21 protein-coding genes are annotated in these 20233 nt (G+C 67.3%); 16 read left to right on the forward strand and 5 right to left on the reverse strand.

Annotated elements, in window-relative coordinates:
- Nucleotides 1-57: 57 nt before the first annotated feature.
- The 5 genes from AB431_RS10025 (at nucleotide 58) to AB431_RS10045 (ending at nucleotide 4567) form a co-directional block, all read left to right on the forward strand.
- On the forward strand, nucleotides 58-1608 hold the full coding sequence (locus tag AB431_RS10025; protein WP_235435913.1) for a GMC family oxidoreductase: 1551 nt from the start codon (nucleotides 58-60) through the stop codon (nucleotides 1606-1608).
- Between the two features lie 25 nt (nucleotides 1609-1633).
- Nucleotides 1634-2731 carry an enolase C-terminal domain-like protein gene (locus AB431_RS10030; protein ID WP_047329787.1) on the forward strand — a complete coding sequence of 366 codons (1098 nt, stop codon included), beginning with the start codon at nucleotides 1634-1636 and terminating at the stop codon, nucleotides 2729-2731.
- Entirely contained in the window at nucleotides 2728-3225 is a 498-nt protein-coding gene (locus tag AB431_RS10035; protein ID WP_235435874.1) for a hypothetical protein, read from the forward strand. Before AB431_RS10030 ends, AB431_RS10035 begins: the two co-directional genes overlap by 4 nt.
- 65 nt (nucleotides 3226-3290) lie before the next feature.
- Nucleotides 3291-4163, forward strand: coding sequence for an alpha/beta fold hydrolase (locus AB431_RS10040; RefSeq protein ID WP_082135617.1), 873 nt, complete (start codon nucleotides 3291-3293; stop codon nucleotides 4161-4163).
- Nucleotides 4164-4237: 74 nt separating this feature from the next.
- Nucleotides 4238-4567: a DUF3349 domain-containing protein gene (locus tag AB431_RS10045; protein WP_047329789.1), complete on the forward strand. Its 330-nt coding sequence runs from the start codon at nucleotides 4238-4240 to the stop codon at nucleotides 4565-4567.
- A gap of 1 nt (nucleotide 4568) precedes the next feature.
- On the opposite strand, the gene AB431_RS10050 is transcribed toward AB431_RS10045, so the two are convergent.
- The 3 genes from AB431_RS10050 to AB431_RS10060 form a co-directional block, all read right to left on the reverse strand.
- Nucleotides 4569-5621: an NAD(P)-dependent alcohol dehydrogenase gene (locus AB431_RS10050; RefSeq protein ID WP_047333280.1), complete on the reverse strand. Its 1053-nt coding sequence runs from the start codon at nucleotides 5619-5621 to the stop codon at nucleotides 4569-4571.
- Nucleotides 5622-5748: 127 nt separating this feature from the next.
- Nucleotides 5749-6024, reverse strand: coding sequence for a YciI family protein (locus AB431_RS10055; RefSeq protein ID WP_047329790.1), 276 nt, complete (start codon nucleotides 6022-6024; stop codon nucleotides 5749-5751).
- 92 nt (nucleotides 6025-6116) lie between these two features.
- Complete coding sequence (locus tag AB431_RS10060; RefSeq protein WP_200902713.1) at nucleotides 6117-7172, reverse strand: iron-siderophore ABC transporter substrate-binding protein; 1056 nt, start codon at nucleotides 7170-7172, stop codon at nucleotides 6117-6119.
- 162 nt (nucleotides 7173-7334) lie between these two features.
- Between AB431_RS10060 and ctaD the strand changes: the two genes are divergently transcribed.
- Nucleotides 7335-9077: a cytochrome c oxidase subunit I gene (gene ctaD, locus AB431_RS10065; RefSeq protein WP_162489410.1), complete on the forward strand. Its 1743-nt coding sequence runs from the start codon at nucleotides 7335-7337 to the stop codon at nucleotides 9075-9077.
- Between the two features lie 23 nt (nucleotides 9078-9100).
- Entirely contained in the window at nucleotides 9101-10333 is a 1233-nt protein-coding gene (gene serB, locus AB431_RS10070) for a phosphoserine phosphatase SerB (RefSeq protein ID WP_047329792.1), read from the forward strand.
- Nucleotides 10334-10389: 56 nt separating this feature from the next.
- On the opposite strand, the gene AB431_RS10075 is transcribed toward serB, so the two are convergent.
- Nucleotides 10390-11835 (reverse strand): PLP-dependent aminotransferase family protein, encoded by a 1446-nt coding sequence (locus AB431_RS10075; protein ID WP_047329793.1) that lies wholly within the window; start codon nucleotides 11833-11835, stop codon nucleotides 10390-10392.
- 65 nt (nucleotides 11836-11900) lie between these two features.
- Between AB431_RS10075 and AB431_RS30785 the strand changes: the two genes are divergently transcribed.
- The 8 genes from AB431_RS30785 (at nucleotide 11901) to AB431_RS10110 (ending at nucleotide 18025) form a co-directional block, all read left to right on the forward strand.
- Nucleotides 11901-12068 (forward strand): hypothetical protein, encoded by a 168-nt coding sequence (locus AB431_RS30785; RefSeq protein ID WP_158423530.1) that lies wholly within the window; start codon nucleotides 11901-11903, stop codon nucleotides 12066-12068.
- A 56-nt stretch (nucleotides 12069-12124) separates the two neighbouring features.
- Nucleotides 12125-12778: a YitT family protein gene (locus AB431_RS10080; protein ID WP_235435914.1), complete on the forward strand. Its 654-nt coding sequence runs from the start codon at nucleotides 12125-12127 to the stop codon at nucleotides 12776-12778.
- Nucleotides 12721-13575 (forward strand): ABC transporter ATP-binding protein, encoded by an 855-nt coding sequence (locus tag AB431_RS10085; protein ID WP_162489442.1) that lies wholly within the window; start codon nucleotides 12721-12723, stop codon nucleotides 13573-13575. Before AB431_RS10080 ends, AB431_RS10085 begins: the two co-directional genes overlap by 58 nt.
- Nucleotides 13575-14396, forward strand: a complete 822-nt coding sequence (locus AB431_RS10090; RefSeq protein WP_047329796.1) for an NUDIX domain-containing protein — start codon at nucleotides 13575-13577, stop codon at nucleotides 14394-14396. The genes AB431_RS10085 and AB431_RS10090 overlap by 1 nt, the downstream gene beginning before the upstream one ends.
- A 1-nt stretch (nucleotide 14397) precedes the next feature.
- Nucleotides 14398-15111 carry an enoyl-CoA hydratase gene (locus AB431_RS10095; protein WP_047329797.1) on the forward strand — a complete coding sequence of 238 codons (714 nt, stop codon included), beginning with the start codon at nucleotides 14398-14400 and terminating at the stop codon, nucleotides 15109-15111.
- A gap of 9 nt (nucleotides 15112-15120) precedes the next feature.
- A complete protein-coding gene (locus AB431_RS10100; RefSeq protein ID WP_047329798.1) occupies nucleotides 15121-16089 on the forward strand; it encodes a class I SAM-dependent methyltransferase in 969 nt (322 codons plus the stop codon).
- Nucleotides 16047-17267 carry a class I SAM-dependent methyltransferase gene (locus tag AB431_RS10105; protein ID WP_235435915.1) on the forward strand — a complete coding sequence of 407 codons (1221 nt, stop codon included), beginning with the start codon at nucleotides 16047-16049 and terminating at the stop codon, nucleotides 17265-17267. Before AB431_RS10100 ends, AB431_RS10105 begins: the two co-directional genes overlap by 43 nt.
- A gap of 62 nt (nucleotides 17268-17329) precedes the next feature.
- Nucleotides 17330-18025 (forward strand): esterase, encoded by a 696-nt coding sequence (locus tag AB431_RS10110; protein WP_047329800.1) that lies wholly within the window; start codon nucleotides 17330-17332, stop codon nucleotides 18023-18025.
- Nucleotides 18026-18057: 32 nt separating this feature from the next.
- Here AB431_RS10110 and AB431_RS10115 read toward each other — a convergent pair whose 3' ends face one another.
- Nucleotides 18058-19290 carry a PQQ-binding-like beta-propeller repeat protein gene (locus AB431_RS10115; RefSeq protein WP_082135878.1) on the reverse strand — a complete coding sequence of 411 codons (1233 nt, stop codon included), beginning with the start codon at nucleotides 19288-19290 and terminating at the stop codon, nucleotides 18058-18060.
- A 138-nt stretch (nucleotides 19291-19428) separates the two neighbouring features.
- Between AB431_RS10115 and AB431_RS10120 the strand changes: the two genes are divergently transcribed.
- Nucleotides 19429-20175, forward strand: coding sequence for an acyltransferase (locus tag AB431_RS10120; RefSeq protein WP_047329801.1), 747 nt, complete (start codon nucleotides 19429-19431; stop codon nucleotides 20173-20175).
- Nucleotides 20176-20233: the final 58 nt, after the last annotated feature.

A 20233-nucleotide genomic window follows, 5' to 3' on the forward strand; every position in this document is an offset into this window, starting at 1 on the left:
TCAGCATGGTTGGTGCCCAACAACGGTTTTCGAACCAACCACCGATTGCGCGCGGACATGCGCGAGTTTGGTCCCGACGACGAGGTCGATGTGGTCATCGTTGGCGCCGGCGCGGGCGGCGCCACCCTCGGTCAACGGCTGGCCCGAGCCGGATGGCGCGTGGTGCTGCTCGACGCGGGACCGTTCTGGGACCCCGATCGCGACTGGGTCAGCGACGAGCGCGGCTCACACGGCCTGTACTGGACCGACCCCCGGCAGATCGGCGGTTCCAACCCGGTTCCGATGGGCTCCAACAATTCCGGCCGTGGCGTCGGAGGGTCGATGGTCCACTACGCCGGGTATACCCCCCGCTTCCACCCGTCGGACTTCCGTACCTATACCAGCGATGGAGTGGGCGTCGACTGGCCCATCGAGTACGCCGATTTGCGGCCCTATTACGAGCAGATCGAGGCCGAACTGCCGGTGGCGGGCCAGGATTGGCCATGGGGGGATCCGCACCGATACCCGCACAGCCCCCACCCGGTGAGCGGGAACGGGCTGATAGCGCTGCGCGGTGCGCGGGCACTGGGGGTGGACATGCGTGTGGGCCCGGTCGCGATCCCGAACGGACGCTTCGGCAATCGGCCACACTGCATCTATCGGGGCTTCTGCATCCAGGGTTGTAAGGTGAATGCCAAAGCGAGCCCGCTCATCACTCATATTCCCGACGCCCTGGCACATGGCGCCGAGGTCAGGCCGGACTGTCACGTCAGCCGCGTGCTGGTGGACGACGACACCGGGCGGGCCACCGGGGTCCTGTACTTCCGGGACGGCAAGGTGCACAGGCAATTCGCGCGGTCCGTGGTCATCGCGGGCTACTCCATCGAGACGCCGCGCTTGTTACTGCTGTCGGCGACGGCGCGTTATCCCGACGGTCTCGGCAACGATCACGATCACGTGGGCCGCCACTTGATGGTGCAGGGCGCGCCCCAGGTCGCTGGTCGCTTCGACGAGGAAATCCGGATGTACAAGGCACCGCCACCGGAAGTCAGCAGCGAGCAGTTCTACGAGACGGATCCCAGCAAGCCGTACCGGCGGGGATTCTCTATCCAGACCGTCAGTCCGTTGCCGATCACGTGGTCTGAACACGTTGCTGCTCAGGGACACTGGGGTCAGACGCTGCGAGAGTACATGCGTGACTATGTTCACTGGTCGACGCTCGGCGCGCTCTGTGAGCTGCTTCCCCTGCCGGACAATCGGGTCACCCTGGCCGACGAAACCGACCGGCACGGCCTGCCGGTCGCGCACTTCGCCTACAGCCAGTGTGACAACGACAAGCAACTGATCGACGCCGCCGGCACGGTCATGGCCGACCTACTGAGGGCGGCCGGCGCAGAAGAGGTCATGTCGGTGGAGCGCTATGCCCACCTGGTCGGCGGCGCACGGATGGCGACCCGGCCGCAGGACGGGGTCATCGATGCCGAGCACCGCGTCTTCGGTGTGGCTCGCCTCTACGTCGTGGACGGCAGTGTGATGCCCACCCAGGGCGCGGCCAACCCTGCGCTGACCGTCATGGCGCTGGCCGCGCGCGCCGCGGAGCTGATGAAGCGCCACGCGGTCGCATCGTGACGTGCAGCGGAAAGGTTGTGTAGCAATGTCTTCGCCATTGATTGACGGTCTCGACGTGACCGTCTACCGAGTGCCCACCGCAGGACCCGAAGCCGACGGCACCCTGCAGTGGGAGGCCACGACCGCCGTGGTCGTACATGCCCACGCGGCGGGCGCCACCGGGCTCGGTTGGACCTACAGTTCGCCGGGCGCAGCAGCAGTCATCACCCATCATCTGCGTGATGTCGTGGTGGGTCGGGAAGCCGCAGATATCCCCGGCGCGACGGAAGCCATGAACCGTGCATGCCGCAACTTCGGCACCACGGGTCTGGTCGCTCAGGCCATCAGCGCCGTCGACATCGCGCTGTGGGATCTGATCGCGCACCTGCGCGAGCTCCCGCTGGCGGCGATGTTGGGACGCTGCCGCACGTCGGTGCCCATCTACGGCTCGGGTGGATTCACCAACCTTGACGACGACCAACTCGCCGCACAGGTCCGCGTGTGGCAAGACGCGGGATGCACCACGATGAAGATCAAGATCGGCCAGTCCTGGGGTGGCGACACCGACCGAGACCTGGCGCGGGTCACCGGGCTGCTCGAGTTGGTCGGGGACACGGTCGAGCTCATGGTCGATGCCAACGGTGGCTACACGCCCGGGCAGGCGCGCCGCGTCGGCGCGGCGTTGGACCGGCTCGGGGTGACGTGGTTCGAGGAACCGGTCAGCAGCGACGACATCAAGGGGCTCGCTGCCGTACGCGGTGCCGTGCGGTGCGATGTCGCCGCCGGCGAGTACATCGCCAACCGCTACGACGCGCGCCGCCTGGCGCCGGTGGTGGACTGCCTACAACTCGACGTCACGCGATGCGGCGGCTACACCGGCTGGCTGGCCGCCGCCAACATCGCGGCGGCGCACAACCTCGACGTCTCCGGACACTGTGCACCCGCACTGCATGTTCCAGTCGCGGCGGCCGTTCCACGCTTGCGCCACCTCGAATATTTCATCGACCACACCCGCCTCGAGGCGGAGATGTTCGACGGTGTTCCCACCCCCAGCGAAGGAGTACTGCCGGTGACGAGTACGCACGTCGGGCACGGCATGAAGCTGGCGGCAGGTGCCACAAAGTTTCGGCAGGAATCGTGTTGAGCACCACGGTGACAACCAGGCAAGACTCGCGCGACCGCCGACGCGTTCGCGGCATCGAGATCGTGCGTGCCGCGTGGGGCGCGGCGCTCCTGGCCAGTCCGCACCGCATGCTGCGCGTGACTCATACCCGGCGGGTGGATACCACCAGCCTGGTCGTGGCGCGCATCCTCGGTGCGCGGCAACTCCTTCAGGCCGTTCTGTCGGGAGTGCGACCGAGCCCGGAGGTCCTGGCAATGGGTGTCTGGGTTGATTTGGTGCACGCCATCACCGCGTCGGCCTTGGCGCTCAGCGACCGTCACCGCGCTCACGCCGGATATCTCGATGCCGCGATCGCGACGGTGTGGGCCGCCGCGGGGTACCACGAACTCGGCCAACGACGGTCAACCGCCCCCGAGCACCAGCGGATCCGCGACCGGCTCGCCGATCTCGTTCTCGATCACGTCCCTGGCGGCCATCGGCTGCGCACCAGGATCGACCGGAGCCTTCGCGGCTGAACTTTCCTGAGGCGTGCGATCGATCGTGACTCCCGCTGCCCGCTCAACACGGTACTACTGATGGCGTGAGCACACCCGAACCGTTCAGTGCCCCCGGTATCGACGGCATCCGCACCGCCGCCGACCGCTTCGGCGACCCGGCCGCACCGGCCGTCGTGTTCCTGCACGGCGGCGGGCAGACTCGCCGATCCTGGGGGCGTGCGGCTGCGGCCGTGGCTGCCCGCGGCTGGCAGGCGGTGACCGTCGACCTGCGTGGGCACGGCGAGTCCGACTGGTCGGCGGAGGGGGACTATCGGGTCGTCAGCTTCGCCGGGGACGTGCTGGAGCTCCTGCGCCAGCTGCCGCCGCGCCCCGTGCTCGTCGGCGCGTCACTGGGCGGTTTCACCGGCATGGTGCTCGCCGGTGAGTTGGCGCCGGATGCGCTGCGCGCGCTGGTCCTGGTCGACATCGTCCCGGACATGAACCCGTCCGGTGCTGAGCGAATCCACCAATTCATGTACGACCGCATGGAGTCCGGCTTCACCTCGCTCGATGAAGTGGCCGACATGATCCAGGAGTACAACCCGCACCGGCCCCGCCCCGACGATCTTGACGGCCTGCGCGCGAATCTTCGTGAGCGCGACGGCCGCTGGTACTGGCATTGGGATCCGAAGTTCATCGACGGCACCGCGGCCCGCCCACCCATCGAGGTGACCGACGTCGATCGCATCAACTCCGCGGTCGACGCGATCCTGGCGGGCGGACTACCGATGCTGCTGGTGCGCGGACAGATGAGCGACCTCGTCACTGCGGAACGCGCGGACGCATTCCTGCGGCGCTTCCCGCAGATCGAGTTCGTCGACGTCGCCGGCGCCGGGCACATGGTCGCCGGTGACCGCAATGATCTGTTCGCCGATGCGGTGGTCAGTTTTCTGGCGAAATGCGCCGCTGACCGGTGAACTCGGTGTGAACCGGCGGCGAACTGTCCCATCGGTGCTGGCGCAGCTGCGATGCAACCGAGAGACTGAGCCGCGTGACCGCTTCGTCGCTGCTGAACTCGATCTTGACTTGGCTGCGGGCCGGCTACCCCAACGGGGTTCCCGGTCCAGACCGCGTGCCGCTGCTGGCGCTCTTGCGCGCGACGCCGCTGACCGAGGATCAGATCAAAGAGGTCGTCGCCAAACTCACCGCCAAGGACTCACCGGCACTTGATGGCGGGATCGACGAGGACGAGATCGCCGAGTTCATCAAGGACGTCAGTCACCACGATGCGGGCCCCGAGAACATCCAGCGCGTCGCGGCCACATTGGCCGCGGCCGGCTGGCCGCTGGCCGGTGTGTCCGAAGAGACCGCCGGCGACTGAGCTACTCGCCGCGCAGCGATGCGGTGTCGATCACGAATCGATACCGGACATCGCTGGCCAGGACCCGCTCGTACGCCTCGTTGATGTAATCGGGCTGGATGACCTCGATTTCGGGGGCCACGCCGTGCTCGGCGCAGAAATCGAGCATCTCCTGGGTCTCGGCGATTCCCCCGATCAGCGAACCTGACAGGCTGCGTCGACCCATGATCAGCGCGCCTGCAGGCACTTCCATCGGATGTTCGGGCATGCCGAGCTCAACAAGCGTGCCGTCCAGAGCGAGCAGACCCAGGTAGGCGTTCAGGTCCAGGTTGGCCGAAACGGTGTTGAGGATGAGGTCGAACTTGCCGGCAAGCTTATCGAATGTCGCGGGATCGCTGGTGGCGTAGTACTCGTCGGCACCAAGGCGCAGACCGTCTTCCATCTTCTTCAGCGACTGGCTGAGCACGGTCACATGGGCGCCCATCGCCTTGGCGAGCTTCACGCCAACGTGTCCCAAACCGCCGAGGCCGATGACTGCAATCTTCTTGTCGGGCCCGGCATTCCAGTGCCGCAGCGGCGAGTACAGCGTGATGCCGGCGCACAACAGGGGCGCCGCCGCATCCAGCTCCACGCTGTCGGGGATACGCAGGACGTAGTTCTCGTCGACGACGATCGAACCGCTGTACCCGCCCTGCGTTGGCTGTCCGTCGCGGCCGACGCCGTTGTAGGTTCCGACCATTCCGGGATTGCTGCAGTACTGCTCCAGGCCGGCCTGACAGCTCGGGCACTCGCGGCAGGAGTCCACGAAGCAGCCGACGCCGACCCGGTCGCCCACTTTGTATTTGGTGACCTCAGGTCCGACTTCGGTTACTACACCGGCGATTTCGTGCCCTGGAACCATCGGGTACTCGACCTGGCCCCATTCGCCGCGGACGGTGTGAATGTCCGAGTGACAGATGCCTGCGAAGTGAATGTCGAACTTCACGTCGTGCGCACCTACGTCGCGGCGGGTGATGGTGGTCTTGGTCAACGGTTCGGTTGCCGACGTGGCGGCGTAAGCGGTAACTGTGCTCATCGTGTCCTCGTGATCGCGTTCAGGCAGCACTGATCTATTCAGCGTTTTGAGTGCAAGTTGTGTCGCAACGTTGCGACCATGAGGGATAACCCGCCGGGGCAGGTTCGTAATCCCGACGTGACGAGGTTTACAGCCCCGCTGCGCGTACCCCGCCGTTGAACGATAACCGCTGATAACTGACTACGCCTGCCAGCGTGTACGGGTCGCGGTCGATGATGCTCTGGGCATCCTCGGTGCTGATATCCGTGGTGATCAGGACGCCGCCGCTGCCGTCTTCCAGGCGCCCGGCGAGGAGGAGGCGACCGGCCGCGACCTCGTCATTCAGAAACGCCAGATGGGCAGGCCGGGTCCGGTCGACGACGTCGAGCGGCTTGTCGTAGGTGATCGTCAGCACATGGAACACGTGGCGAACGTTACCTGGGACCGTCGAGTTTCACGTTTTGTCGCGCTGCACTCGCACTTGTCCTGCGAAACGTGAATTTCGACGGCAGACGTTCAGTTGATCGGTGCGTTGAGCCAGCGCAGGTCATCGAGGATGCCGCGGGCAGCGACCAGACCCTGACCGGTCTGCCACACCTCGTTGTTGACGACGAAGACGCGGTTGTCGCGGTTGGCCGACAGCTTGCGCCAGGCCGCGCTGTCGAGGACGGCCGGAGCCCGATCCTTGGCCGACGGCGAGGCGAAGGACAGATAGACGATGTCGCCATCGGCGGGGGACAGGTCCGGGGAGCGGTCCAGATCGGCGTCGGTGATCCCGATCTCTACATATGGTTTATCGGTAAAGCGTTGTGCCGCAGGTCGATCCACTCCTACATCGGCCAACACCGAAGCCGGGAAATTCTCTGCGCCGTACACCCGCATCGTGGTGTCGGTGAACTGGACGATCGAGGCCTGGAAGTGCGCGGCGTCGTTGGCGATGCCCTTCTGCTTGGCCTGCTCGATGAACGTCCCCACCAGATCGCCCGCGGCTTGACCCCGACCCGTCGCGGTCCCGACGGCGCGCAGGTTGTCCTGCCACTTGGCGGCGGGGGCGTCGGTGAACACCGTCGGGGCGATGCCCGACAGCGCCTCATACGACTGCGGGGTCGACGCCTGGGAGCCGAGGATGAGATCGGGTTTGGCGGCGGTGATCGCGGCGAGGTCCGGTGCGCTACGCGAACCGGCGCCGGGCAGACCGTGGACGACACTGCCCAGATACGACGGCTGGCTGTTGGACCCGTCCGGCAGGGCGGCGGCGACAATCCTCGCCTGCAGGCCCAGCGCGCACAGCGCGTCGAGCTCGTCACCGGCCAGCACCACGATCCGTTGCGGGTCCGGTGCGCCCGGGTCGAGGCGGGCCGGCTCGGGCGCGCACGATTCGTCGGGCCTGCGCTGGTTGCCCAACACACCGGCGCCGGCGATCTTGGTGGTGCTGGTGACCAGGCTGTGCGCAGCCGGCGGCGCGGGCGTCTGCGGCGATGAGGAGCACCCGCTGGCGACCGTCATGGCGACTGCGGCCAGCACTGCTCCGGCGGCCATGAAGACACCCGCACGCTCACCACCGATCAGCACGACGCCGACCGTAACACCCAGCTCTTGCACAGTCGCTGAGCTGCGGCTGAAGGTGTCGCGATCACGAATACGACAGAATGTAGGACCCACACCCCATTGGCAGCGAGCGACGGTTAGGATCAAGTACACGTTCTCGGCGCGCTAACGATTTTTGGAGGACAGTTGACTGCCGTTGTGCCTTCGCGGGGCGAACTCGAGGCCACTCGACCCGTACCTGCACGGATGGGCCCCAAGGGCAACCTGATCTACAAGCTCGTCACGACGACCGATCACAAGCTGATCGGCATCATGTACTGCGTCGCCTGCTTCATCTTCTTCTTCATGGGCGGCTTGATGGCGTTGTTCATCCGCGCCGAACTGGCCGTGCCCGGCCTGCAGTTCCTGTCCAACGAGCAGTACAACCAGTTGTTCACCATGCACGGAACGGCGATGCTGCTGTTCTATGCGACGCCGATCGTGTTCGGCTTCGCCAACCTGGTGCTGCCGCTGCAGATCGGTGCCCCCGACGTCGCCTTCCCGCGGCTGAACGCGCTGTCGTTCTGGCTGTTCGTCTTCGGCGCGATGATCGCGCTGGCCGGGTTCATCACCCCCGGCGGTGCCGCCGACTTCGGCTGGACTGCCTACACCCCGCTCTCGGATGCCATGCACAGCCCGGGCGCCGGCGGTGACCTGTGGATCCTCGGCCTGGCTGTTGGTGGTCTGGGCACCATCCTCGGTGGCGTCAACATGATCACCACGGTGGTCTGCATGCGTGCCCCCGGCATGACGATGTTCCGCATGCCGATCTTCACCTGGAACATCTTCGTCACCTCGATCCTGGTGCTGATCGCCTTCCCGCTGCTGACCGCTGCGCTGTTCGGCCTGGCCGCTGACCGCCACTTGGGTGCGCACATCTATGACCCCGCCAACGGTGGCACGATGCTCTTCCAGCACCTGTTCTGGTTCTTCGGGCACCCTGAGGTGTACATCATCGCGCTGCCGTTCTTCGGCATCGTGACCGAGATCTTCCCGGTGTTCTCCCGTAAGCCGGTGTTCGGTTACACCACCCTGATCTACGCCACGATCAGCATCGCGGCGCTGTCGGTGGCGGTGTGGGCCCACCACATGTACGTCACCGGAGCGGTCCTGCTGCCGTTCTTCTCGTTCATGACGTTCTTGATCGCGGTGCCCACCGGCATCAAGTTCTTCAACTGGATCGGCACGATGTGGAAGGGGCGCCTGACCTTCGAGACGCCGATGCTGTTCTCGCTGGGCTTCCTGGTGACGTTCCTGCTTGGTGGTCTGTCCGGTGTGCTGCTGGCCAGCCCGCCGCTGGACTTCCACGTCAGCGACAGCTATTTCGTGATCGCGCACTTCCACTACGTGCTCTTCGGCACGATCGTGTTCGCCACCTACGCCGGCATCTACTTCTGGTTCCCGAAGATGACCGGACGCCTGCTCGACGAGCGCCTGGGCAAGCTGCACTTCTGGCTTACCTTCATCGGCTTCCACACCACGTTCCTGGTGCAGCACTGGCTGGGTGACGAGGGCATGCCGCGGCGCTACGCCGACTACCTGCCGTCCGACGGCTTCGAGACGCTGAACATCGTGTCGACCATCGGCGCCTTCATCCTCGGTGTCTCGGTGCTGCCGTTCGCCTGGAACGTGTTCAAGAGCTGGCGCTACGGCGAGGTCGTCACGGTCGACGATCCGTGGGGCTACGGCAACTCGCTGGAGTGGGCCACCTCGTGCCCGCCGCCGCGGCACAACTTCACCGAGCTGCCCCGGATCCGTTCGGAGCGTCCGGCGTTCGAGCTGCACTACCCGCACATGATCGAGCGGATGCGTGCGGAGGCCCACGTTGGCCGCGCCCATGGCCCCGCTGACGGGGACGTGACGCGGAACGACGAGAACGTCCGCACCTAACTCGGGATCCGCAAACTCGGGGTATGAGTGTGTCCAAGGTGTCGGTGCTGATCACCGTCACCGGTATCGACCAGCCTGGAGTCACCTCGGCACTCTTCGAAGTGCTGGCCCGCCATGAAGTGGACCTGCTCAACGTCGAGCAGGTGGTCATCCGTGGGCGACTGACGCTGGGAGTGTTGGTCTCCGGCCATGCCAGCGTGGCCGACGGCGCGCAGCTGCGCGGAGATGTCACCGACGCGATTCACCGCGTCGGGCTGGACGTGACGATCGAGCGCAGCGACGACATGCCGATCATCCGCGAGCCATCCACGCACACCATCGTGGTGCTCGGGCGGCCCATCACGGCTGCGGCGTTCGGTGTGGTGGCGCGTGAGGCCGCGGCGCTTCGCGTCAACATCGACTTCATCCGCGGCGTCTCCGACTACCCGGTGACCGGTCTGGAGTTGCGGGTGTCGGTGCCGCCCGGTGTTGGTGGCGAATTGCGCACCGTACTGGCGCGGGTGGCCTCCCAACAGGGTCTGGACATCGCCGTCGAGAACTACAGCCTGGAGCGACGGGCCAAGCGGCTCATCGTGTTCGACGTTGACTCCACGCTCATCCAAGGTGAGGTCATCGAGATGCTGGCCGCCCATGCCGGTGCCGAGGAGGCGGTCGCTGCCGTCACCGACGCGGCCATGCGCGGTGAACTGGATTTCGCCGAGTCGCTGCACCGCCGGGTGGAGACGCTGGCCGGCCTGCCGGCCGACGTGCTCGACGAGGTCGCCGAGCAGATCGAGCTGACCCCGGGCGCGCGCACCACAATCCGGACGCTGCGCCGCTTGGGCTTCTACTGCGGTGTGGTCTCCGGCGGCTTCCGCCAGGTGATCGACCCGCTGGCACACGAACTGATGCTGGACTTCGTGGCCGCCAACGAACTCGAGATCGTCGACGGCAAGCTGACCGGGCGGGTCGTCGGCCAGGTGGTCGACCGGGCCGGAAAAGCCAAGGCGCTGCGCGACTTTGCCCGCCAGGTCGGCGTACCGATGGAGCAGACCGTGGCCGTCGGTGACGGCGCCAACGACATCGACATGCTGGCCGCCGCCGGGCTGGGGGTGGCGTTCAACGCCAAGCCCGCGCTGCGTGAGGTTGCCGACGCCTCGTTGAGCCATCCCTACCTGGACACCGTGCTGTTCATCCTCGGCATCACCCGCGCTGAGATCGAGGCCGCCGACGCCGTCGACGGCATGCTGCGCCGGGTCGAGATCCCGCCGGAGTAGAGCAGCGATTTCGGCGCGGAAACCGCCGCTGAGCGAGCGTTTTCGCGCCGAAATCGCTAGATCACCACGGCCGTGGATTCGACGGTGGCCGATCCGGTGATGCTGCGCCACGCCCGCCCGAGCAGTTCGATGGCCTCGGTCAGCTCGTCCTCGGGCAACGCGAACGGAATCCGGACGAACCGCTCAAGGGTGCCGTCGACACCGAAGCGGGGGCCGGGCGGCAGTTCGACTCCCAGTCGTGACGCCGAGGCGCACATCGCCGAACTCACCGGTGCTGGTAGCTGGACCCACAGCGACATGCCGCCGGTACCCGGCAGCGGACGCCATTCGGGTAGATGTTGCTCGAGAAGCTCGAGCAGCACTGCCCGTCGCGCTTTCAGAATCTCCCGGCGTTCGGGCAGGACCTCGTCGGCCCGAAGAGTGAGAAGTCTTGCGGCAGCCAGCTGTTCGATCACCGACGTGCCCAAGTCGATGGACGGTCGGATCGCGCGGATGGTGGCCAGCACACTCGGTTCGGCCCGGGTCCAGCCGATGCGCATTCCGCCCCAGAACGATTTCGACATCGAACCGATTGTGATGAGCAGGTCGGTGCGCGAGCTCATCCACGCGGCGACCGGCGGTGGCATCGGCGCGTCCAGCCAGACATCGGTGAGGGTTTCGTCGACGACTGTGCGCGTGCGGGTCTCGGCGATGATGTCGCAAATTCGCTTGCGGTCGGCGGGCGGCATCGAGAACCCTGTCGGATTATGGTTATCGGGCACAAAGTAGGCCAGCGTCGGGGCGAGTTGACGGACGGCGGCGTGCACGGCGTCGAGTTCCCAACCCTCCCTTGTCATCGCGACCGGCACGGGCCGGGCGCCCGCAGTCGCGATCGCGCTGAGTGCGCCGTGATAGGTGGGCTGCTCGACGAGCACGCGATCACCGGGCTGAACATAGGTCGCCAGGATCAACGCGATCGCATGCTGCGCACCGCTGGTCACCATGACCTGGTCGGGCGTGGTGGGCAACCCTCTGGCGCAATAGCGTTCGGCGATCGCGGTCCGGAAGGCCAGTACCCCGCGCATGTCGTGGCCCGTCTGGTGCAGATACGACGCGGCCTGCTGGGCCGCCTCGGTGAAGGCCTCCTGCACGGCGCTGGCCGGGGCGGCCAGTGCGGCCGAGGCCAGGTTGATCGTGGCCGGCGTATCGGTGGGCACGCTCACCGGTTTGTGGGGGAGCGCGACCGTGCTGCGGGCGCCGCGCCGGGCATGCAGATAGCCACTCTCGTTCAGCTCGGTGTACGCCGCGGTGACGGTGGTGCGCGAGACCCGCAGCGCATCGGCCAACGCGCGCTCGCTGGGCACGCGCGATCCGACCGGCAGCCGGCCGTCGACGATCAGCATCCGCAGCCCGTCGGCGAGCGCTTGGTAGGTCGGGCCACTTTTGCTGGAGGTCCGCCAGTTGCCCAATTCGCGGACCAGAAGGTCGGAATCAAGGGTCCGGGCTGTCATCGTCGTCGTCATATGCAAGCCAGTATGCGCCAACTGGCTATTGAAAGGCAAGCCAGTCCCTGGAAAAGATGGTCCGCATGAGTACATGGTTCTCCCGAGTGGCCTCCCGCCTCGCTACGCTGCTCGACCCCGGTCACGGCCCCTGGAATCCCACCTCGACCGGATGGGACGACGTCGACGCCGACGCCCGCCGCCTGCGCGGGGACCTCGACGCCCTACGCGTGCGGTTCTCCGACCACCGGTGAGCGCGGCGCTGCGCGGGGTCGCGCTGTTGACCGGCCTGGCCGGTTACGGCTTCTCCATGGCGATGATGGTGCGCGCCGGGCTCGGTCTGGATCCCTGGGATGTGTTCCACCAGGGGCTGACCCGGCACACGTCGATGACCATCGGAGTGGCCTCGGCAGTGGTCGGCGTTGTCGTCCTACTGGCCTGGATCCCGCTGCGGAACAAGCCGGGCATCGGCACCGTCGCCAATGTCATCGTCATCGCGGTGGCCGTCGACGCCGGCCTGGCCGTCCTGACCGCACCGGAATCGGTGCCGGTTCGGATCGCCCTGATGCTGGGCGCCGTCCTGCTCAATGCCCTGTCGACCGTGCTGTACGTGGGTGCCGGCCTCGGACCCGGCCCCCGCGACGGACTGATGACGGGACTTGTTGCGCGGACCGGTGTTTCGGTGCGCGTGGTGCGAACCGCGATCGAGGCCACCGTGCTGAGCATGGGCTGGCTGCTGGGCGGCAGCGTCGGAGTCGGGACCGTCATCTACGCCTTCGGTATCGGGCCGACGGTTCAACTGGTGCTGCGCCTGACACCGAAACCGGTGCTGGCCGCGAGCGGCTGGGCGACCATCCTCGAGAAGACCCGAAATCGCAGCGACCCCAGGCGTGCCGACACGGGTGAATACGGCACGATGGTGCAGTGCCCGATGCCGCCGACGAGGTCGACCCCGACCTGCTGATCGACTTCCGGAAAGTATCGCTGCGCCGCGGAGGACGGGTCCTGGTCGGGCCCATCACCTGGCAGGTCGAACTCGACGAACGCTGGGTGGTGATCGGCCCCAACGGCGCCGGCAAGACCTCGCTGCTGCGCATCGCGGCCGCGATGGAACATCCGTCGACCGGCACGGCCTACGTGCTCGGCGAGCGGTTGGGCCGGACCGACATGGCTGAATTGCGCCAGCGGGTGGGACTGAGCAGCGCGGCGTTGGCGCAGCGGGTGCCCGACGACGAACTGGTCCGCGATCTGGTCGTCTCGGCGGGGTACGCGGTGCTGGGCCGGTGGCGGGAGAACTACGACGACATCGACTACGCCCGGGCCGTCGACACCTTGGAGAGCGTCGGTGCCGAGCACCTGGCCGAGCGCACTTACGGCACCCTGTCGGAAGGCGAGCGCAAGCGCGTTCTGATCGCCCGCTCGCTGATGACCGATCCCGAGTTGCTTCTCCTCGACGAACCCGCAGCCGGACTGGACCTCGGGGGCCGCGAAGAACTGGTGGCCCGGCTGGCCGATCTGGCCGCTGATCCCGATGCCCCGGCGCTGGTGCTGGTCACCCACCACGTCGAGGAGATTCCGCCGGGCTTCAGCCACTGCCTGATCTTGTCCGAGGGCCAGGTGGTCGCGGGTGGACTGCTGCGTGACACGCTGACAGCGGAGAACTTGTCCACCGCCTTCGGGCAATCGATCGCGCTGGATGTCATCGACGGCCGCTACTTCGCCCGACGCGTGCGGAGTCGCGCGGCCCACAGGAGGCGCTGATGAGCGACAAGCCTGAACCGCTGCCGATCCGTCCGGCCGCGACGGTCATGCTGGTCCGGGACACGGCGGAGGGGATCTCGGTCTTCCTGATGCGCCGCCACCGCGCGATGGAGTTCGCCGGCGGTGTGATGGTGTTTCCCGGCGGCGGGGTCGACGATCGCGACCGCAACTCCGATATCGCCTGGTACGGCCCTGGTCCGGACTGGTGGGCGCAGCGGTTCGGCATCGACGAAGACCTCGCTGAAGCGTTGGTGTGCGCCGCGGCCCGCGAGACGTTCGAGGAATCCGGCGTGCTGTTCGCCGGGCCCGCCGACGACCCGGACGGCATTGTCGCCGACGCGTCCGTCTACCGCGACGTCCGCGCCGCCCTGGTCGACCGCAGCCTGTCATTCTCGGAGTTCTTACGCCGGGAGAACTTGGTGCTGCGCGCCGACCTGCTGCGCCCGTGGGCCAATTGGGTGACCCCCGAAGAGGAGCGCACCCGTCGCTACGACACCTACTTCTTCGTCGGTGCCCTGCCGGAGGGTCAGCGGGCCGACGGCCACAACACTGAAGCCGAGCAGGCGGCATGGACCAGTCCGGAAGATGCACTCGAGGATTTCGCCGAAGCCCGCACCTTCCTCTTGCCGCCGACCTGGACCCAGCTGGACTCGTTGGCCGGGCGTACGGTCGACGAGGTGTTGGCGCTGGAGCGCCAGATCGTGGTGGTGCAGCCCAACCTTGCTGTGCGCGAAGGTAACTGGGAGATCGAGTTCTTCAACAGCGATCGGTACAACGAGGCCCGCAACCGCCGTGCGCCCCAGAACTACGGCGGCGACTGAGGTGCGCGAGTTCGCCCATGTGCACGTCGGCGAGCAGCACCCCGGCATCGGGGTGCTGCTGCTGTCACGGCCCCCGACCAATGCGCTGACCCGGCAGACGTACCGCGAGCTCATCGATGCGGCCGACGAGGTGGCGCAGCGCCCCGACATCGCGACGGTGATCCTCTTCGGCGGTCACGAGATCTTCTCCGCCGGTGACGACGTCCCCGAACTGCGCACCCTGAACCGTGCCGAAGCCGAAGCCGCCGACCGGCTGCGCCGCGACACGCTCGATGCGGTGGCGGCGATCCCCAAGCCGACGGTCGCGGCGATCACCGGCTACGCGTTGGGCACCGGCCTGAGTTTGGCGCTGGCCGCCGACTGGCGGGTCAGCGGCGACAACGTGAAGCTCGGGGCCACCGAAGTCCTGGCCGGACTGGTTCCTGGCGGCGGCGGAGGCGAGCGGCTGGCCCGCGCGATCGGTCCGTCCCGGGCCAAGGAGCTGGCGTTCAGCGGCCGCTTCGTCGATGCCAAGGAGGCGCTCGCGATCGGGTTGATCGACCACATGGTGGCTCCCGACCACGTCTTCGATGGCGCCGCGGCCTGGGCGAGCCGCTTTGTCGACGCCGCCCCGAGCGCGCTGGCCGGCGCGAAGGCCCTCATCGACGGCCGCCTCACGGCCGGTGACCAGGCGCAACGCTACGGCGAGGTCTTCGCGGCGGGCGATTCCAGTTAGGCTGCCCTGATGACCACGATCGACCCCGCCCCCCAACCGCATGCCACCGCGGAACAAGTCGAGGCCGCGCTCAAGGACAGCAAGCTCGCCCAGATCCTGTACCACGACTGGGAAGCCGAGAGCTACGACGACAAATGGTCGATCTCCTATGACAAGCGCTGCGTGGACTATGCCCGCAACCTGTTCGACGCCACCGTGCCGCCCGAGGAGCTGCGTGAGCTGCCCTACGACCGCGCGCTGGAGCTCGGCTGCGGCAGCGGCTTCTTCCTGCTCAATCTGATCCAGGCCGGGGTGGCGCGGCGCGGCTCGGTGACCGACCTGTCGCCGGGCATGGTCAAGGTCGCCACCCGCAATGGCGAGAACCTGGGTCTGGACATCGACGGCCGGGTCGCCGACGCCGAAGGCGTTCCCTACGACGACGACACCTTTGACCTGGTCGTCGGCCACGCCGTCCTGCACCACATCCCCGACGTCGAGAAGTCGCTGCGCGAAGTCGTGCGCGTGCTCAAGCCGGGCGGCCGGTTCGTCTTCGCCGGGGAGCCGACCAGCGTCGGTAACACTTATGCGCGGTCGCTGTCGACGTTGACGTGGCGGGTTGCCACCAATGCCACCAAGCTGCCCGGCCTTCAGGGCTGGCGCCGGCCGCAGGCCGAACTCGACGAGTCGTCGCGGGCTGCGGCGCTGGAGGCCGTCGTCGACCTGCACACCTTTGACCCCGACGACCTCGAACGGATGGCCCGCAGCGCTGGAGCCGTCGACGTGTCGACCTCGACCACGGAGTTCACCGCCGCGATGCTGGGCTGGCCGCTGCGCACGTTCGAGGCTGCCGTGCCGCCCGGAAAGCTCGGCTGGGGCTATGCCAAGTTCGCCTTCAACAGCTGGATCGGCCTGAGCTGGGTGGACGACAACGTCTGGCGCCGCGTCGTCCCCAAGGGCTGGTACTACAACGTCATGATCACCGGGGTCAAACCGTCCTGACCTTCGGGCGCGACGACGTCACATACCTCACCAGTGACGCCGGGGCGGCGGCGCTGGCAGAGGTCGCCGCTTTTCGCCTGACCGACGCCACCCGCCTCGCCGACGTTGCCGCGATCCGCGACCGGTTCGCCGGGCGCAGCACGATCCTGATCGAGACAACGTTGCTGCGCCGCAAGGCCGTCGCGAAACTGGGCCGCCTGGGTGACGTGTCCGAGTGGCTGTTCACCGACGACGCGCTGCAGCAGGCCACCGCCGAGCCGGTGGCCCGGCACCGGGCCGCTCGGCTGGCCGGAGCGGTGGTGCATGACGCGACCTGTTCCATCGGCACCGAATTGGCCGCGCTGCGGGCGACGGCGGCGATGGCGATCGGCAGCGACATCGACGAGGTCCGCCTGGCGATGGCCCGCCACAACGTGCCCGACGTGGCACTGTGCCGCGCCGATGCGCTGCATCCGGTCAGCCGCGGCGCCGTGGTGCTGCTCGATCCGGCGCGACGGTCGGGCGGTCGACGCCGCTTCGACCCGCGCGACTATGTGCCCCCGATGGACGCGCTGCTCGACGCGTACCGCGGCCGTCCCACCGTCGTGAAGTGCGCGCCCGGAATCGATTTCGACGCTGTCCGGCAGCTGGGCTTCGACGGTGAGATCGAGGTGACGTCGGCCGGTGGCTCGGTACGGGAGGCGTGTTTGTGGTCGTACGAACTGGCGACACCCGGAGTGCGCCGGCGGGCGAGCGTGCTGGACCGCGACGAGGTGGTCACCGACGCCGATCCCGACGATTGCCCCGTCGGCCAGGCTGGACGCTGGATCGTTGACCCCGACGGGGCGATCGTGCGGGCCGGGCTGGTCCGGCACTACGGCGCCCGGCACGGACTGTGGCAGCTCGATCCGGAGATCGCTTATCTCAGTGGCGGTCACGTGCCACCCGGGGTCCGCGGCTTCGAAGTGCTCGACGAGCTGCCGCTGCGGGAAAAGGCGCTGCGCCAAGCACTCTCACGGCATGACTGCGGCCAGCTGGAAATCCTGGTGCGCGGGGTCGACGTCGATCCCGATGCGTTGCGGCGGCGTCTTCGGCCGGCCGGACGTGCGCCGTTGTCGCTGGTGATCACCCGGATCGGCTCGGGCGCGGGGGAGCGCACCTCGGTGTTTCTGTGCCGAGCGGCGGCCGCTCTTAAATAGCCCGGGTACGCTGTCGGCCAACGGCTACGGTGCCGTCTCCACAGCGCGAGGACGATCGACAGATGCGCATTCTCATCCTGACCGCGGTGCTGGCCGCGGGCGTTCTGCTCGGCGAGCAGAGCATCGCGGTGTCCGCCGCCGCGACCGATTGTGCGGCGATGGGCGGGACGGTGGAGGCCGACAACATCTGCCATGTCCGCACCGTCGATGCCGGCTACACGATGGATTTGCGTTTCCCCACCAATTACGCGGACGAGCGGGCTGTCCTCGATTACCTGACCCAGAACCGCGACGGCTTCACCAATGTTGCGCAGACCCCCGCCGTCCGCAACGTGCAATACGAAATGGACGTCACGACACAGTCATTCGCCTCGGGTCCGCCTACCGGCGGCACTCAGAGCGTGGTGCTCAAGCTGTTCCAGGATGTCGGCGGCGCCCACCCGATGACCTGGTACAAGGCGTTCACCTACGATGTGGCGCATCGCAAGCCGGTCACATTCGAGACGCTGTTCCCACCGGACGCCAAGGTGCTCAACGCGATATTCCCGATCGTGCAGCGCGAATTGGAGCGACAGACCGGTATCACCGGCGCCATTGCCACCGGTGACGGGCTGGACCCGTCGCACTACCAGAACTTCGCCATCACCGACGACGCGGTGATCTTCTTCTTCGGCCAGGGCGAGCTGTTGCCGTCGGACGCCGGAGCCACGTCGGCCTCGGTTCCGCGAACGGCGCTGCCGCCGCTGCAACTGAACTGAGCCGGCGCCCAGCTGGGGTTACGCCTCGCCGGCTAGGCCGGGTCGAAGCTGTACAGCTGACCCGAACTGGTGGCCACCACCACCCGGCGGTCCAGCCCCACCGACACTCCGACCGGGAATCCGTCGGCCTGCGGCAGGGGATAGCTGTTGAGCGTGTGGCCGTCAGCGGGATCGAACGCCAGCAGCGCCAGGCCCGCGGGGGCATCGGCTGTCACCGTGTAGGCAACGGTGCCGGCCTGACTCGAGGTGGTCAGCGGCGTGACGTCGTCGCGGCGCCAGGCCACCTGGGCGTGATCGCCGGCATCCTTGAGCGCGACGAGGTGGGTATTGCGACCGCCGCCGACGAGGATCAGCCCGTCCGGCGACACCGACGGCGGTGTCTGCGGTAGAAAGTCAAGCGGCACAGACCATTTCACCTTGCCGTCGGAGGTCTTCAGTGCCCAGAGCTTGTCGTCACGCCCGGTGACGTACACCGTGTTGCCGTCGGCGGACGCCACCGGTGCCGCCAGCACACCGGCGGCGACGGCGTCAGTGGTCCACTCGCGGGTCAGGATCGGGTCTCCACCGGGGTGGTATTGCAGGCCGACGAGTGTCGAGGCTTTCGCACCGGGCTGCCACAGGCTCACGACGATCGTGTGGGTCGAGGCGGCGTAGGCGGGCGGTGCTGCCACAGGGCACTGCGGCAGTGCCGCGGCGCAGTCGATCAGCCCGCGGGTCGAGTCGGTCGGGTCGAGACCCGCGACGAGATCGAGCGGATTGCCGGTCACGACGCCACCATGCGAGTCGAACACCAGCACCTGGCCCAGGTGGGTGACGACCAGCAGTTGACCGCCACCGAGAAACCGTGCGGTCGTAGGCATTCCGATGACATTCTCACGCCAGCGCACCCACTGAGTGGTGGGGAATGACTCCATCAATCCCGGCTGGCCGATGTACAAGTTGTCGAATTGGTCGAACAAGGGGCTGGCGAATCCGCCGCCGAGCACCATGCGGGTGCACCAACGCTGCCGGCCGTTGTTGTCGTTCTCCCACACCATCAGAGAACAGCCACCGGCCGTCTGGCCGTTCACCGCGAGATAGCCGATGTCACCGAGCGCGGCGCCCGCAGACAGCTCACCCTTCACCGACCGACTCCATTTCAGGCGCAGCGCGGAGGCGCCGCCAGTGGCGGTGTAACTGCTGTTGGCGGCGTCGCCGTATTGGGCCGACCAGCCATGCGCCGCCGTGGACTCGACCCAGGAGTCGGTGTTGCCGCAACCGGCCATTCCGGTCACGACCAGCGCGGCCGACGCCGACACCAGCAATCGCCGCAGCAACCGTGCCACCTTCCCGTCACGCCGTCCCGGATCGGGACAGTACAGGCGAGGGTAACCCGCGCCGCACCTCTATTAGGCTCTCAGGCCATGACGACGATGTGGGGCTCGCCGATCCACAAGCGGTGGAGGGGCTCGCGCCTGCGCGATCCGCGTCAGGCCCGCTTCCTCACCAAGGATTCGCTGCGCTGGGTCATCGCGAACCGCGCGTACACGCCCTGGTACCTGGTGCGTTACTGGCGCCTGCTCAAGTTCAAGCTGACCAATCCGCACATCATCACCCGCGGCATGGTGTTCCTCGGCAAGGACGTCGAGATCCACGCCACCCCGGAGCTGGCGCAGCTGGAGATCGGTCGGTGGGTGCACATCGGCGACAAGAACACCATCCGCGCCCATGAAGGCTCGCTGCGGTTCGGCGACAAGGTGGTGCTGGGTCGCGACAACGTCATCAACTGCTACCTGGACATCGAGTTGGGCGATTCGGCGCTGATGGCCGACTGGTGCTACGTCTGCGACTTCGATCACAAGATGGACAACATCGAGATGCCGATCAAGGACCAGGGCATCATCAAGAGCCCGGTACGCATCGGGCCGGATACGTGGATCGCAGCCAAGGTGACCGTCCTGCGGGGCACGACAATCGGCCGCGGCTGTGTCCTCGGCGCCCACGCGGTGGTGAAGGGCGACATCCCGGATTTCTCGATCGCCGTCGGTTCGCCGGCCAAGGTCGTCAAGAACCGCAAGCTGGCCTGGGACACCTCAGCCGCCCAGCGCGCCGAGCTGGCGGCAGCGCTGGCGGATATTGAACGCAAGAAGGCGTCTCGTCTAGAGGCTTAAGTCATCGCTGCGCGGGTCTTTGGGCACTAGCTTCGGGCGTTTGTCCGGAGTTATGCCA

The organism is Mycobacterium sp. EPa45 (assembly GCF_001021385.1).
Lineage (GTDB): Bacteria > Actinomycetota > Actinomycetes > Mycobacteriales > Mycobacteriaceae > Mycobacterium.